The organism is Flavobacterium sp. AK-345 (assembly GCF_058310175.1).
Window position 1 is genome coordinate 657382 of sequence record NZ_JBZEER010000002.1, and the last position, 15904, is coordinate 673285.

At 33.5% G+C, this 15904-nt stretch carries 10 protein-coding genes; 3 read left to right on the plus strand and 7 right to left on the minus strand.

Annotated features, from left to right (window positions below; translation table 11 throughout):
* Positions 1 to 61 precede the first annotated feature (61 nt).
* The 5 genes from AC4FQ3_RS06930 to AC4FQ3_RS06950 form a co-directional block, all read right to left on the minus strand.
* Complete coding sequence (locus tag AC4FQ3_RS06930; RefSeq protein WP_491181378.1) at positions 62 to 1141, minus strand: putative glycoside hydrolase; 1080 nt, start codon at positions 1139 to 1141, stop codon at positions 62 to 64.
* 7 nt (positions 1142 to 1148) lie between these two features.
* Positions 1149 to 2219: a carbohydrate-binding family 9-like protein gene (locus tag AC4FQ3_RS06935; protein WP_042566712.1), complete on the minus strand. Its 1071-nt coding sequence runs from the start codon at positions 2217 to 2219 to the stop codon at positions 1149 to 1151.
* A gap of 8 nt (positions 2220 to 2227) precedes the next feature.
* Positions 2228 to 3193, minus strand: a complete 966-nt coding sequence (locus tag AC4FQ3_RS06940; RefSeq protein ID WP_073394232.1) for a glycoside hydrolase family 130 protein — start codon at positions 3191 to 3193, stop codon at positions 2228 to 2230.
* A gap of 206 nt (positions 3194 to 3399) precedes the next feature.
* A complete protein-coding gene (locus AC4FQ3_RS06945; protein ID WP_491181379.1) occupies positions 3400 to 5277 on the minus strand; it encodes a sodium:solute symporter family protein in 1878 nt (625 codons plus the stop codon).
* Positions 5278 to 5311: 34 nt separating this feature from the next.
* Positions 5312 to 7555 carry a GH92 family glycosyl hydrolase gene (locus AC4FQ3_RS06950; RefSeq protein WP_491181380.1) on the minus strand — a complete coding sequence of 748 codons (2244 nt, stop codon included), beginning with the start codon at positions 7553 to 7555 and terminating at the stop codon, positions 5312 to 5314.
* A 121-nt stretch (positions 7556 to 7676) separates the two neighbouring features.
* Here AC4FQ3_RS06950 and AC4FQ3_RS06955 point away from each other — a divergent pair, with 121 nt between their 5' ends.
* Both AC4FQ3_RS06955 and AC4FQ3_RS06960 read left to right on the plus strand, forming a co-directional pair.
* Positions 7677 to 8735: a sensor histidine kinase gene (locus tag AC4FQ3_RS06955; RefSeq protein ID WP_491181381.1), complete on the plus strand. Its 1059-nt coding sequence runs from the start codon at positions 7677 to 7679 to the stop codon at positions 8733 to 8735.
* A gap of 67 nt (positions 8736 to 8802) precedes the next feature.
* Positions 8803 to 9516 (plus strand): LytR/AlgR family response regulator transcription factor, encoded by a 714-nt coding sequence (locus AC4FQ3_RS06960; protein WP_491181382.1) that lies wholly within the window; start codon positions 8803 to 8805, stop codon positions 9514 to 9516.
* Between the two features lie 390 nt (positions 9517 to 9906).
* Here the strand turns inward: AC4FQ3_RS06960 and nagB are convergent, their stop codons facing one another.
* Both nagB and AC4FQ3_RS06970 read right to left on the minus strand, forming a co-directional pair.
* Positions 9907 to 11820, minus strand: coding sequence for a glucosamine-6-phosphate deaminase (gene nagB / locus AC4FQ3_RS06965; protein WP_042566718.1), 1914 nt, complete (start codon positions 11818 to 11820; stop codon positions 9907 to 9909).
* Between the two features lie 144 nt (positions 11821 to 11964).
* Positions 11965 to 14064: an alpha-L-fucosidase gene (locus tag AC4FQ3_RS06970; protein WP_491181383.1), complete on the minus strand. Its 2100-nt coding sequence runs from the start codon at positions 14062 to 14064 to the stop codon at positions 11965 to 11967.
* A 213-nt stretch (positions 14065 to 14277) separates the two neighbouring features.
* Here AC4FQ3_RS06970 and AC4FQ3_RS06975 point away from each other — a divergent pair, with 213 nt between their 5' ends.
* Positions 14278 to 15297, plus strand: a complete 1020-nt coding sequence (locus AC4FQ3_RS06975; RefSeq protein ID WP_491181384.1) for a proline iminopeptidase-family hydrolase — start codon at positions 14278 to 14280, stop codon at positions 15295 to 15297.
* Positions 15298 to 15904: the final 607 nt, after the last annotated feature.

Here is a 15904-nt window from a genome sequence, read left to right on the forward strand (position 1 = left end):
TTATAAAAATGACTTTTAATTTAAATCTATGTTTCTATATGTTAAACAATCTTCTAACTCTTTATTTTAAACCGTCTTTTGTTTCTTTGATGGTTTTTAAATTACTTGCTGTTAAAGCATTTCCGTCAAAAAACGAAACTCCTGTGGCTCCATTATCTTTTGCCAATAAAATTGCTTCTTTTAATTCTTTATCTGATTTTAAACCCGGGATATAAATTCCTGTATTGATTTTAGTCTTTTTATCTTCTAAATCGGCAACGCCTTGTTTTGTTGCGTATCCAACCCAGTCAATTTCTTCGTCATAAAAACTATGGTAAATCATTGGATAAACTTCGTCGATATTCCATTTGTCCCAACGCTGACGTACCATATGATCTGCCATTTCAGGATAAGGAAATACGGCTGCGGTTAATTGTTTATTGTGTTTGTGAACAATTTTATAAGCATCGTCAACAACTGCTTTTATGGCATTTAATCTGAAGTTTTTCCACTCCATGTCAATAGAAGTGTTGTGGCTGTTTTTTGGATTTTTATGGTGAATCTTTTCAAAAGCTTTGACACATTCATCACAATAACAAAAGTCGAATTGAGGTAATTCTGTATCCTGAACCAAGTTGTATTTTGGCAATAAACTTATTGGTAAAAAGATATCCGGAAAACGAATATAATCTAAGTGAACACTTTCGATTCCGTCTACTTTTGCTAATTCTTCAACTAAATTTAAAACATGATTTCTTGATTCTTGTCTTGTTGGACACAACCATTGGTAATAATCTACATAAGGACGATTATCAAAACAAGATTTTCCGTCTTTACTTACCTGATACCAATCCGGGTGCTGTAATGCTATTGAATCTCCGGGTCTGTTCATAGCCATAATCCAGGCGTGAACTTTTAGGCCTTCTTTTGTAGCCAGAGGCACTAATCTTTTCAAGAGTTTTGGGTCTGTTGATGTATTGATTAATACTTCGTCGATTCCGCCATCTTTATATTTTTTAAATTCTTTGGTATAATCTGCATCTGATTTTTTAGGATCTGCAGTGGTCCATACGCCAAATTTAAAAGTGGTTGGTTCTTCTTTTTCAACACATGAAAAAAGGCTCAGCGTCAATAAAAAAAGTAATAGTTTTGGTAGCTTCATAGTTGGTTTATTTTGATATTATTTTGCCATCTTCCCTTATGATCAATGTTTGGTTAGAAAAAGGACTTTTTACTGAAATATTATATCCTGAAGCGTGATTTTCTAATACTGGTTTTAAAATTTTACCGTCGACACTAATGGTTTCCTTAGTAAGATTTTGTATTGATTTTGCCCACGTTTTATTCTTCTGATAATATTCTTTTTGAGCTCTGAACAAGGTGTACAATTCCCATCTCACTTTTTCTTCCTGCGGAATTGTAAAGGTCTCTTTTCCTTCTTTCGAAGAAAAATAAACATAACCCCATTTTTCAGGCTCATGCATATTGATTACACCCATTGGCGACCAAACCCAATTGTATTCGGGCAAAAATTTTCCTTCGGCATCTTTCTTGCGTTCGTAACTCCCGTCTTTTATGGTATGCTGCCAATTAACTCTTGAGAAATTGACTCTCCAAAATTTATCTTCGGGCACATTTTGTTCATTATAGGATTTTCTATAAGATGCCCAGGGAATTGCCATTTCTAATACCCAACCTTGATCTGTATCGTTTGGGTTATTAAGCGTTCCGTTGATTTTTACCGCTGATTTCAGGCCCGGAATATTCCAGTCATTTAATACTACGTTATCATTTTCTCTATATGGTTTTGACAGAAACAGGTCCCAAGCTGTATTTAAAGCATTAATTTCTAATTCATAATAGTTAAAAGTGTCGCTATCGGGATCAATGAAAACTTCAAAATCGTTGTTGTAAAAAATAATGGTGTCGCGTTGTTTTAAATTTGCCCAAACATGTGGCTCATCAAGCTTTGCTAATATATAAAAATTGGTTTCATCCCAGAGCATTTTAACTTTTGTTCCATATTTTGGCTTTATGCCATTTTCTATATCTTCAAAAAGATCTGTCCAATCTGTTTTGCTCCAGGCAGCATCAGACTCGTCTCCATCGATTACAATTGGATTTATAGTTTTACCCGCTACGTAAGTTTTAGGTATAACGGTATTTTTTTTCGATTGCGAAAAACCCGCAATCGAAAAAAATACTAAAACAACTGTTAACCATTTAAATTTTAAATGCATGCTTTTTTCTATAAACTATTATCTTTTGTAAACTGAATTACCTCACTTAATTTACCAAATGCCATAGCAACAACAGTATCTGCTGCACCATAATATACGGCTAATTTATCTTCTTCGATGTTATGTAAAGCAGCACATGGGAAAACCACATTTCCTACGTCTCCAACTTGCTCATAAATTTCTGCAGGTCCTAATAAATAAGGCTGTGTTCTGTATTTTACCTGATCTGGTGCATTTTCTTCTAAAAGTGCTGCTCCCATTGCATAACGGAAACCGTTGCAAGTATTGATAACACCATGGTATAACATTAACCATCCTTCTTCGGTAAGAATTGGGATTGGTCCTGCTCCAACTTTTGTACATTGCCATGCACTTTGCTCAAATGGAGATGGTTTCATAACCAAACGGTGTTCTCCCCAATATTTCATATCCGGACTGTAACTGATCCAGATATCTCCAAAAGGCGTGTGTCCGTTATCACTTGGACGGCTTAACATGGCATATTTTCCGTTTATTTTTTGTGGAAACAAAACTCCATTTCTATTGAAAGGTAAAAAGGCATTTTCACATTGAAAAAATTCTTTGAAGTCGAAAGTATAACCAATACCAATTGTTGGTCCGTTGTAACCATTACACCAAGTGATCCAGTAACGATCTTCAATCCAAACCACACGAGGATCATATTTATAAGCAGATTCAATCATTTCTGTATTACCAGACTGCATTACGATTGGTTCGTGATTAATGTCCCAATCGATTCCGTTTTTACTAAAACCGGCAAAAATATTCATTTGAACTGCTTTGTTATCACATCTGAAAACACCTGCAAATCCGTCTCCAAAAGGAACAACTGCACTGTTAAAAATACTATTTGATGATGGAATTGCGTATCTGTCAATAATTGGATTTTCAGAATATCTCCACATTACATCGTTACTGTTTTCGGGTCTGTCTTGCCAAGGAATTGTACTCATGCTCTCTTTCTTTATTATTATAGTTTGTTTTTTGTTTGCTGTTTTTTTGTTTGTTGTTCTGAAAAAAAATTGAAGCTCCGCGCAATCTTGTCATTCCTCGGAATGACAAACTGGGTTGTTAAGCTTTGTCAAAGTTTAAAACTTTGACAAAGCTGTCGTAGTTCTTTTAATTTTCTAATTGACTAATTATCTAATTGGCTAATTATCTAATCTTCTATTCTGCGAACTTTATCTAACCACGTAAATTTCAATATTGTTGTTGTTACCAAAAACACAACTAATGCTGTAATTGCTTTTGGATAATCTCTGATGATGAAAAATATCGGTAATAAAATCATACTCGACTGCCATACAATTCCTATCGCGCAATTAAGCATATCTGTCCAGAAATCATTGTTTTTTTCGAAAGTCTGATCTTCTGCTTTTAATGTTTTATAAACCGGATTCCAGAAACCCCAAGGCCTTACGTTTTTGTAAAAAGATCTTAAAACTTCCATATCTGTTGGTTTGCTTAGAAAAGTTCCTAAAAGGCATCCTAAAATTGAGAAACCAAAAATTACAGGAAACAGATAAATGGCCTGCACATGCGCTAACTCAAATAAGAATGAACCTTCGGATAAACTTCCTTTGGCCTGACCTAATGCAAATTGCAAAGACGCTACCACTAATCCAGCGAACATTCCCCAGAAATAACCCCAGCCGTTAAATCTCCACCAAATCCATTTTAAGAAATTGGCTGCAACGTAACCTCCGTATAAAGCACTTGTAATCCATAAGGTTAATGAATTAATTGAGTCTGCAAAGAATCCCATGAAAACTCCTAAACCAACAACAAGGAAAGAAGAAATCTGGCTTACCTTAATGTAATGTTCGTTTGTTGCAACGGGTTTGAAGTATTTTTTATAAATATCATTTACGATATAAGCCGGACCTGCATTTACAAAAGCAGAGAATCCAGACATAAATGCGGCTAATAAACCAGCAAGAAGAATTCCTTTTATTCCAACGGGAATGTATAAGTTAACAACTTTTGGCATTAATAATTCTAAATCAGCTCCTGTTAAACCTGTGTTTGCATTTAACTCCGGCGCAAGGTTTACCAATGCAATTACTACGATTCCAGTAATTAGTAAATATCTTGGAATGAACAAAATCAAGTTGGTAAAACCACTCATGTAAGCGGCTTCTTTTACAGATTTTGTAGAAAGAATTCTTTGTAAATCGTAACTTGGTGTTGGTCCTGCAACACTGGCAAAAAATCCTTTGAACAATGTCATTCCGATAAAAGCACCAAACATTTTGTATCCTTCAGAATCAATTAAATTATTGAAGGTTTGAAATTTATCACTCCATTGGGTCTCAAACTGCCATCCGAAGAAAACATTTTTCCATTCTTCTGTAATAACCGAATTGATTTGTAAATCTGTATAGTTGATAAAAGCGTAACCGGCGATTAAAACTCCGGCAACAATCATGATTAAATATTGTACCACTTCTGTAGCCACTACAGAAAACATTCCGCCTTTTACGGTATAAATTGTAGTTAACAAAATAATTATCAGAGCATAAGATCTTTCTGAAGTCAGGAGAATTAAATCTCCGTAATGAAGCGTTAAGTCCCAAGGAAGAATAATGGTTACAAATTTCCCGATTCCTTCAAAAAAGTAAGCGATGAAACCAATTGTAGAAATAATAGCAAAAATGGCAACGATAATATGAGATGCTTTTCCGGCTCTGTCGCTTCCAAAACGGGTTAAAATCCATTCAGAACCTGTCATTACTTTTGATCTTCTGATCCAGACTGCGAGGAACATCATTACAAAAATCTGATTCCATATCGGCCACAGCCACATAAACATAAAACTTTTTACGCCATATAAAAACAGTACGCCAATCATCCAGGAAGTTCCTGAAACATCAAACATTCCAGATCCGTTACTTAATCCCAGGAAATACCATTTAATTGTTTTTCCTCCAAGGAAATAATCATCTAAACCTTTTGATGCTTTTCTTGAAATCCAAATTCCTATTCCTACGGAGAGGAGGATATAGGCTACGATGATTGATACGTCAATAATGTCCATTAATTTTATTTGTTTTTTAGTTAGTTACGTGGTTTTAGTGTTTTGTTCCCCAGTTTTTATTGGGTTCAGCTCCCATCACAAAATGCAAAATTCCGCCTTGTAGTATTTGTTTATGGGTAATGACTGTTGTATTAAAAGGAACACCGTTAAGCGTTGCCGATTGTATATAAAAGTTTTTGTTTGAAACATTTTCTGCTTCGATTACAAAAGATTTTCCTCCTTCGAGATTGATTTTTGCTTTTTCGAAAATCGGACTTCCTATTTCGTATTCGCCAGAAGCGGGATTCATTGGATATAATCCCATTGAACTGAAAACATACCACGCCGACATTTGTCCGCAATCTTCATTTCCGCTCAATCCGTTTGGTGTTGTGTTGTATTGTGTGTCTAAAATATGACGCACCCAATATTGCGTTCTCCACGGCTGATTGGCGTGATTAAACATATAAGCAATGTGGTGGCTTGGCTCGTTTCCGTGTGCATACTGACCAATTAATCCTGAAATATCTGCAGAAACATTACTTCCTGTAATTTCTGAACTTTCTGTAAAAAGCTGTTCCAATCGTTTTGTAAACACTTCGTTACTTCCATGAAGCGTAATAAAATCATCTACATTATGAGGCACAAACCAGCTGTGTTGCCAGGCGTTTCCTTCTGTATAATCGGTGTGTTCTCTGTGATTCGAATGTTTTGGATCGAAAGGTTCGTTCCATGATTTTCCATCTTCTGATTTTCCTCTCATAAATCCGGTTTTCGAATCAAATAAATATTGATAAGCTTTTGAACGGTTTAAGAAAAATTGATAATCTTCGGTTTTACCCAATGCTTTTGCCATTTGAGCCACGCACCAGTCATCATAAGCATATTCTAAAGTTATGGTAACAGATTCGTCCAATAAATTATACGGAATGTAGCCGTATTTTTTGTAGAAATTCAATCCGCGCTCGTCCTGCATCATGGTGGCTTTCATGGCTTGATAAGCTTTTTCGGCATCAAAACCTTTAATGCCTTTTTGATAAGCGTCAACAATTACCGGAATGGAATGATATCCTGTCATTGTATTTGTTTCGTTGGCGTAGAGTGTCCAAACCGGTAATATTTTTTTAGTATCGTAATACGCTAACATTGAGTTTACAATGTCTGATGTTTGCTTTGGTGCCAATAAAGTCAATAAAGGATTTTCGGCTCTAAAAGTATCCCATAGTGATAAGGTCGAATAAGCGGTATAATCTTTTGCTGTAACAATTTGATCATCCTCTCTTCTAAATTGACCGTTTTTATCACTATAGGCTACAGGGGCAACTTGGGTGTGGAACATCGCGGTATAAAAGATGGTTTTTAATGAGTCGACCGGCGTTTCGACTTCTATTTTATTTAAAGCAGCATTCCAGATATTAGCTGCCTTTGTTTTTGTGTTTTCAAAATTTGAACTTTCTCCATCCAGATTATCTTTGGCATTAGCCACACTAACCGATGATAAGGCTACTTTTATAAATAGTTCCTGATTATTATTAGCATCAAAAAATAATTGTGCTGCTGTGTTTTCTCCTTCTGCAGATTTACCTGTAACTATATGTTTATTAGCTAATAAAACAGATTCTGTGATAGGTTTTGAAAATTTTGCAACAAAAAATACTTTTTGATTTTTTGCCCAGCCCATACTATATCGATAACCACTTATAGTAAATTGATCTTCAACTGTTATGGAAGTTTTTAAGGCTTTATCCCAATTAATTGCAAAACCAAGATCGATTACAACAGATTGTTTATCGTTTTTGGCAAATGTATATTTATGGAATGCGGTGCGTTGTGAAGAAGTTAATTCTACATTGATTTTAGGATCTTCAAGAAAAACTTGGTAAGAGCCCGGTGTTGCTTTTTCGTTAACATGATTGTATTTTGATTTATAAGGTAATTGATCTCGTGAAGTTGTTTTTGTAGTTAAATCAAGTTTTTTATTTGTTGGCATTAATAATATGTCTGCCAAATCTCCAATTCCTGTTCCGCTTAAGTGTAAATGACTGAAACCTGCAACGATAGAATCTGAATAATGATACCCTGAACACCAATCCCAGCTCGAAATACCATTGTCCGGACTTACCTGAAGCATTCCAAACGGAACAGTTGCACCCGGATAAGTATGTCCGTGACCGCCTGTACCGATAAAAGGATTTACGTGATTAGTAAAAAAATTATCTTGTTGGTTATTTTTGTTTACATTTATTTTGCAACTTGTAACCAAAATGACGAACAAAACAAGCAGAGTAAATTTCTTCATATAAAACAATCTTAATTTAACTTTAAATTTAAACAAATACGACTTTTACCAAAACTAATTTAGACGGATGACGTATAAACTTAGATAAACATCAAAAAAAGTCACAAAACGTCACATTATTATGATTTTAAATTCAAGCAGGTTATACCGCATTCAATTGCAGTATCACATTATATTTTGGTTAACTTATTTCATATTTAATACTTTTAGATGGGGAAGTTATTTTAATGATTATGGTTATTCGTTTAAAACAAATTTGTTGGGTTTTCCAATTCATATGGCGTTATGTTATTTGAATATTTTGGTTTTGATGCCCAATTTGGTTTATAAAAAGAAATACTTGCAGTATGTTGTTTCAATTTTATGTGCTATCTTTATAATGGTAGTTTTAAAATTCAATCTTACCTATTTATTAATAACGCACGAAGTTTGGCCCGAAGGTCCTGAAACAATAGATAAATTGACACTCAATTATACTATTGATATGATGATGGGAGAACTTTATGTGATGACTTTTGTAACAGCAATTAAGATTACTTTTGACTTTTTGAAAGAACAAAAAAGAGTTACAGATCTTGAAAAATCTCAGTTAGAAACCGAATTGCTTTTTTTGAAATCTCAAATTTCCCCGCATTTCTTCTTTAATACGCTTAATAATATTTATTCCTTATCGGTAGAAAAATCAAACAAAACGCCAAAAATCGTTCTTAAACTATCTGAATTAATGCGTTATATGCTGTATGACACAAAAAGCACCAGACAAAGTTTAGAAAATGAAATACTATGCATTCAAAATTACCTGGATTTAGAAAGAATCAGAAACGATGATCGCCTGGAAGTAAATATGGAAATTTCGGGAGACATTCATGATAAAGAAATTAGCCCTATTATATTATTAACGTTTCTGGAAAATGCATTCAAACATGGCGTTAATAAAAACACGGGAAAAGTACTAATTGATATCAAATTCAAGGTAAAAGGAGATTTTCTGCATTTCACTATTAGTAATCCTATGCCTGAAATTACGCAACATAAGGACAATTTTAACAAGTCTAGTGGTATAGGTTTAGAGAATGTCAAAAAAAGACTCGAATTAGGTTATAATAAAAACGACTATAAGCTTTCATTTAAAAATAAAAAGGATATTTTTGTCGTAAAGCTTGTAATCAAGGTCTCTTAGCAAGCATTAGCATCTTTTTTACCAACTATACTTACTAAAATTATTTCTCTCACCAAAATAATCGAAAATGAAAATAAACTGTTTGATCATAGACGATGAGCCATTAGCGATTAATGTTATCAAAAACTATCTGGAGCCTATTGAAAATTTTGAGGTTATAAATACTTTTAGTAATCCAATAGAAGGTCTGAATTTTTTAAAAAACAACAAAGTTGATGTCATTTTTCTGGATATTAACATGCCGGTTCTTGATGGTATAAATTTTATAAAAAGTCTGGATAATCCACCGATACTTGTAATAACAAGTGCTTACAGTCAGTTTGCAATAGAGACTTACGAATTGGACGTTTTGGATTATTTGGTAAAACCTATAGAATTTCCAAGGTTAATGAAAACGCTAAACAAGATTAGCAAAAGACTAAACAGTAATAGTAATCTTCCTCAGGAAACTAGCCCTGAAAGTCCTTTTATCTTTGTTAAGATTGATAAGAAGAGAATGAAGAAAATTTTTTTTAATGAAATTTTAGTGATCGAAAGTTTAAAAGATTATTTAAAAATAAATACCCTTACAGGAAAATATATCATCCACAGCACACTATCTGATTTTACCGATTTATTACCCGAAAGAAATTTCTTAAGAATACACCGATCTTACACCATTGCCATTGATAAAATTGACGCCGTTGAAGGAAACAGCATTGAAATTGAAGGTCTTAGATATGTAATTGGAAGATCGTACATTGATCATGTAAAACAAAGAATTTTGAATTCTTCGATTTAAATAATTACTTATTATATTATGAGAAAACCTTTGTCAAAGTTTAAAACTTTGACAAAGGTTTTTTAGTTATTGACATGTACGTTTCTAAACCTGACAGGTTTTAAAAACCTGTCGGGTTTGTCCGCATAACTTTTATAAGATTTTTATTTTTATTGAGGAATAACTTTGCGTTCCTTCGACTTCGCTCAGGATGACATACATTACAGTTAGACTTTGTAAAAAGCTTAGCGAACTTCTCAATCTATAATTGCTTTATATAAAACTTTGCGCTCTTTGCGTAAAATTCACAACGCAAAAAAAATGCGGCCAAAAGGCCGCATTTTCAACATACAGGTAACTAACCAAAATAAACCATTTAAAAAATAATTTATTGTATTATAAAAAAATTAACTAAAAATAATATCTTTTGAACGCTTCAATAGCCGAATAATCTGCCAAACCTAAAGCATGATATTTTTCTGCTGTTAATCTGTTTCTGTCTTCAACTCTTACCCAGAATTCTCTGCTATCATCTCCCTGAAACATAACACCATCTTTTTGAGATTGGTGATAGAAAATGGCATGACGTTTTTTAAGAACCTGATCAGGGCTCATCGGAACCGCCATCTCGATTTGGTATGATTCCCATTCATGCCATGCTCCTCTGTATAACCAGACCCAGCATTCGTCCATAAATTTTTTGTGCTTTAATCTTTTTAAAGCTTCAAACAAACTATCTAAACAAACTTTATGGGTTCCATGAGGGTCTGCTAAATCTCCTGCTGCATATATCTGATGTGGTTTTATCCTTTCGATAATATCACACATAATTTGAATATCAGCCTCTCCAAGGTTATTTTTCTTAACTGTTCCAGTTTCATAAAATGGTAGATCTAAAAAGTTAACATTCGTATCCGGTAAACCTAAATATCTTGTAGCAGCCAAAGACTCGCTTCTTCTAATTCTTCCTTTTAATTTTCTAACTTCTAAAGAATCAATATCATTGTGCTTTTTGGTTTTCAAAAAGTTAATGATCTTTTCAGATTCAGAAGAGTTCGGATTTAATGACAACGAAATCTCAGCAAATTTTAAAGCCTCTTCGTTAGAAACTGCAATATTTCCTGAAGTTTGATATGCAATGTGCACATCGTGACCCTGCTCTACCAATCTGTCAAAAGTTCCTCCCATCGAAATAACATCATCATCTGGATGCGGACTAAAAATGATAATTCTTTTTCTTTCCGGCGTTGCACGTTCCGGTCTGTAAGTATCATCGGCATTTGGTTTTCCACCTGGCCATCCCGTAATAGTCTGCTGCATTTTATTAAACATTTTAATGTTCAAATCATACGCAGTTCCTTCTTCCGTCAACACACTAGACATACCGTTATCGTTATAATCTTTGTCTGTTAATTTCAGGAAAGGTTTTTTCGTCAATTCACTTAACCAGGCTACAGCTTTCAGTTTTAACTCTTCGTCCCAAATCACTGATTTTACCAACCAGGGAGTTTTTACTCGTGTTAATTCTGATGAAGCTTCGGTATCTAAAACAAAAGTTGTGTTGTTGTGCTGTTGTAAATACGTTGCCGGTACTTGCGAAGAAATATTTCCTTCAATTGTTTTTTTAATGATTTCAGCTTTGCTGATTCCCCATCCAAGAAGTACAATTCTTTTGGCATTTTTTACAGTACCAATTCCCATTGTAATTGCTTTTCTAGGCACATTATCTATTCCTAAAAATGATGATGCCGCGTCTGTACGAGTCAAATGATCCAATGTAATACTTCTCGTTCCTGAATTAACGTGAGATCCCGGTTCGTTAAAACCAATATGACCTGTTCTTCCAATTCCTAAAAGTTGAAAATCTAAACCTCCGTAGGCTTTAATTTTCATTTCATAATCGATACAATATTGTTGTAAATCTTCATTACTTATTTTTCCGTCCGGAATATTTACATTTTCCGGATGAATATCAACATGATTAAAAAGGTGCTCATGCATAAAATGATAGTAACTCTGAATATTATTTTTATCCATTGGATAATATTCGTCCAGATTAAAGGTTACTACATTTGCAAAACTCAAACCTTCTTCTTTATGCAAGCGAACCAATTCTTCGTAAACTTTTACTGGCGAAGATCCTGTTGCTAATCCTAAAACACAAGGCTCGTTTAATTCTTCTTTTCTTTGAATTATGTTTGCTATTTCTTGAGCAACTAATATTGAAGCCTCTTTTGATGATTCGAAAATCACGTTATGAATCTTCTCAAAACGAGTTTCTTCGAATTTTCCAGCTTCTTTAAAATTTATGCCTTCTTTAATCATTTGCCTGTTTCATTTAATTTATAATATAAAATTAAGAATTACTTTGCCGATAAAATTAAAAATTCGACTAATAACCCGTTAGCTTCGGTAAAAGACATAATTAGAAACTTTAAAACTTTTTTCTTCCAATTGAGATGTCTTATTTTACTTTTCAACTACATTTATTTCGCTGATAGAAACTGTCTGTCCTTTTCCTTCAGCAGATTTTGCTACAAAACGAAGGTATCTTGCTTTCGTTTCGGCAAATGTTTTTACTTGTTCTATTGGATTATTTTTGATATTCGAAAACTCACCATCAGATTGTAATGTCCATTTTACATTATCCAAACTTGTATAGAATTCATATTTTGAAATCAAATTAAGATTATTTCCAACTTGCTGCGGAACATAAGTAAAACCAGCAATTTTAAGAATTACTCCCATATCAATTGATACTTCTTGCGGAAGTTTATTGGTTTCATTTCCAAATCCCCAATCTGTATTTGGATTTCCATCGATTATTTTAATAGCCGAATTTAAATCTCCACTCGAAACAGCAACAATTTTCCATTTTTCTTTAGAAATTCCATACTTTGCCGTTTTAACAGCACTATATATTTTTTCTTCTTTATTGAATGCAACCGCTTTTATCTGAACGGCTTTGTTGTATTTAAATATATCTTTATATAATGTGCTTTTTGTTGTTGGATTACTTCCGTCAACGGTATAATAAATACTATTTCCTTCTTCAGATTTTATAGTAACATTTCCGTTTTTATCACGTTGAATTTCCGGCATTCGAACAAAAGTAGGCGCATTAAAAGCCTGAATATTTGAAATTACAATATTAGCTTTCGAATCTGTAATATTCACTTTTAATGCCGAAGCAATAACCCGGTCGATTCTTAAAATTCTTTTGTAACCAATGGTTGTTTCATTTGCAACAGTTTTCCAGTTTCCATCAACTTTGACTTCAATATTAAAAGCCTTAACGCGCTGTCCTAATTTTATATATTCCTGAAGCAAAACACGATCAATAGCTGTAGGTTTGTCAAATTCAAACACAATTGATGCAGTTTTTACATTGTCATCTGTTGCCCAATATGTATTTTTATTTCCATCAGTAACATTCTTGGCAGTAAATTCTGTACTCTTTCCTCTAACATTATCGGCACTTATTTTACTTCCTGCCAATAATTCAGTTTTAAAATCTTCTTTTATTGTTGCCACCAATTCTTTTAATCTTGCTTCATCATTTTCATGAACCAAACCTCTTCTGTCCACAGGAAGATTCAATAATAAAGTAGCATTTCGACCAATAGATTCATAATAAATATCAACCATTTCATCCAAAGGGCGCACCTTGTCATCTTCAACACTATGGTAAAACCATCCCGGTCTTATGGATACGTCGGCCTCACCTGGAACCCATTTTTCACCATTTTCATGTCCTGACATAAATTCGGTATAATGTACTTTACCAGCCAATTCATCTTTCTGGCGTAAAAGCGACCAATTTGTTTTTCCAGCCCGGCCTTCCTCATTTCCAATCCATCTTGCTTCTGCAGGTCCAACTCCCCAAACTAATGTTTTTGGAGCTAACTCATAAATCATTTTATAAGTTTCATCCCAATTATAATATTCAAGCGTATTTATTTTTCTTGTTTCGTTTGCTCCACCATAATATCCATCACCACCGTTAGCACCATCAAACCACATTTCAAAAACATCACCATAATTATTTAATAATTCTTTTAACTGATTTCTGAAGTAAGTAATATATTCTGGTTTTCCGTATTCCGGATGATTTCTATCCCAAGGCGAAAGATATAAGCCTAGTTTTAAATCATATTCCTTGCAAGCGGCAGCTAACTCTTTAACAAGATCACCTTTCCCATTTTTCCATGGAGAATTTTTGACAGAACGTTCCGTATAAGCAGAAGGCCATAGACAAAAACCATCGTGATGTTTGGCTACTAATATAATCCCTTTCATTCCGGCTGCCTTTACCACGCGCGCCCATTGACGAACATCTAAATTCGTTGGATTAAAAAGTTGCGGAGACTCATCGCCATAGCCCCACTCTTTATTTGTAAAAGTATTTAAGGAGAAATGTACAAAAGCATAAAACTCCATTTGCTGCCAATCTATCTGTTTTTGCGTAGGAAGTGGCCCAAAAGGTTCCGGAGATTTTACCAATTCCTGACTATTGACAGATGATGATAGTAAACAAAAAAAACTCAGTAAAAGAAAAAGGTTTTTCATTACGATTGCAATTAAAATTTTGGTGGTTAGCTAATTAAAAATATAAATTTAATGTAAATGAGTATTTGATTGCATAATATTTCGACCAATGACGTTTTTTAAAGAGTATTGGGATGTTTTTTTCTTCGTAAAACATAAATATCAAAGTGTAATTAAAATTTGTATTTTAGATGTAGAATAAATCTACCAGAAACTAATAATTTAATTATAAATATGCGTTCTATCATCCTTCTAGCATTCGTTGCTTTATTTATTTCCTGTAAAAATGAAAATAAATCACAAACACTTTCAGATTATTTTACCTATGGTCAAAATACCGCTGTGGAATCAGCCGGAGTAAAAATGATTTCAATTAAAACACCAGTTGGGGAATTTAAAGTTTGGACAAAACGTTTTGGAAAGAATCCAAAAATAAAAATCTTATTATTACATGGTGGTCCGGCCATGACACATGAATATATGGAGTGTTTCGAAACCTATTTTCAACGTGAAGGTTTTGAGTTTTATGAATACGATCAATTAGGATCATATTACAGCGACCAGCCAAAAGACAGTAGCTTATGGACAACAGAGCGTTTCGTAGATGAAGTAGAACAAGTTCGAAAAGCAATTGGTGCTGATAAAGACAATTTTTATGTTTTAGGAAATTCTTGGGGAGGGATTCTAGCTATGGAATATGCTTTAAAATACCAAAAAAACATAAAAGGTCTATTAGTCGCAAATATGGTAGCCAGCGCGCCAGAATACGGAAAATATGCAGATGAAGTATTAGCCAAACAAATGAAACCGGAAATTCTTGCAGAAATAAGAGCATTAGAAGCTAAAAAAGATTTCAATAATCCACGTTACATGGAATTACTTATCCCAAATTTCTATAAAGAACATTTATGCCGCTTAAAAGAATGGCCGGATGGTCTAAACAGAGCCAGCAAACATGTAAATGGAGAGATCTATACCTTGATGCAGGGACCAAGTGAATTCGGGATTAGTGGGCGTTTAGCCAAATGGGACATTAAGAATCGTCTTCATGAACTTATAATACCAACTTTAATGATTGGGGCAAAATATGACACTATGGATCCAAAAGCAATGGAAGAGCAAAGTAAATTAGTTCAAAAAGGACGTTACCTTTACTGTCCTAATGGAAGTCATTTAGCAATGTGGGATGATCAAAAAGTCTTTATGAATGGGGTTGTCCAATTCGTAAATGATGTAAATAATGATAAATTTTAATTTAAAAAGTTTAAAAAAATAAAGTTAACATTGTAATCAAAACTCCTTACTTAGGAGTTTTTTTTATAATTATTAGTCACTACATTTATATAAAAGAACAAATCAAATGGTTTGAGCAATCAAGACAGAGTCTGTGTTATTATTTGAATTCCGGATATCTAAAAGCATATAGCCTACCAGAATTTGTATAATATCTTTAAAAGATAACCAAAAAATCATTGATCTTTCCAGACGATCAAATGGCATGAAAAAGTAAACCAATCGGGATTTAAATCATTCAATGCAATATTAGAACGAGAATAAACCTATCAAATCATATAAACAGAAACACCAATGCTTCCGACAGGCTTTTAATGCAAAATAAAAGTTTTAGATCACAATTCAGGGGTGTCAGAAATGTAGATTTTTTTCTTTTTAGACTATACTAAACATTTATGCATAAATTTTGTTGTTGCGCAGATTGAATTAATCCGTTTTAGCTCTAAATTCCAAAATAAGAAGATTTTATATTTCAAACTATTTATAAAACAAAAAAATCCCCATCAAATAAATGATGAGGATTCTCAAAAGAAAGGCGACGACATACTCTCCCACATAACTGCAGTAC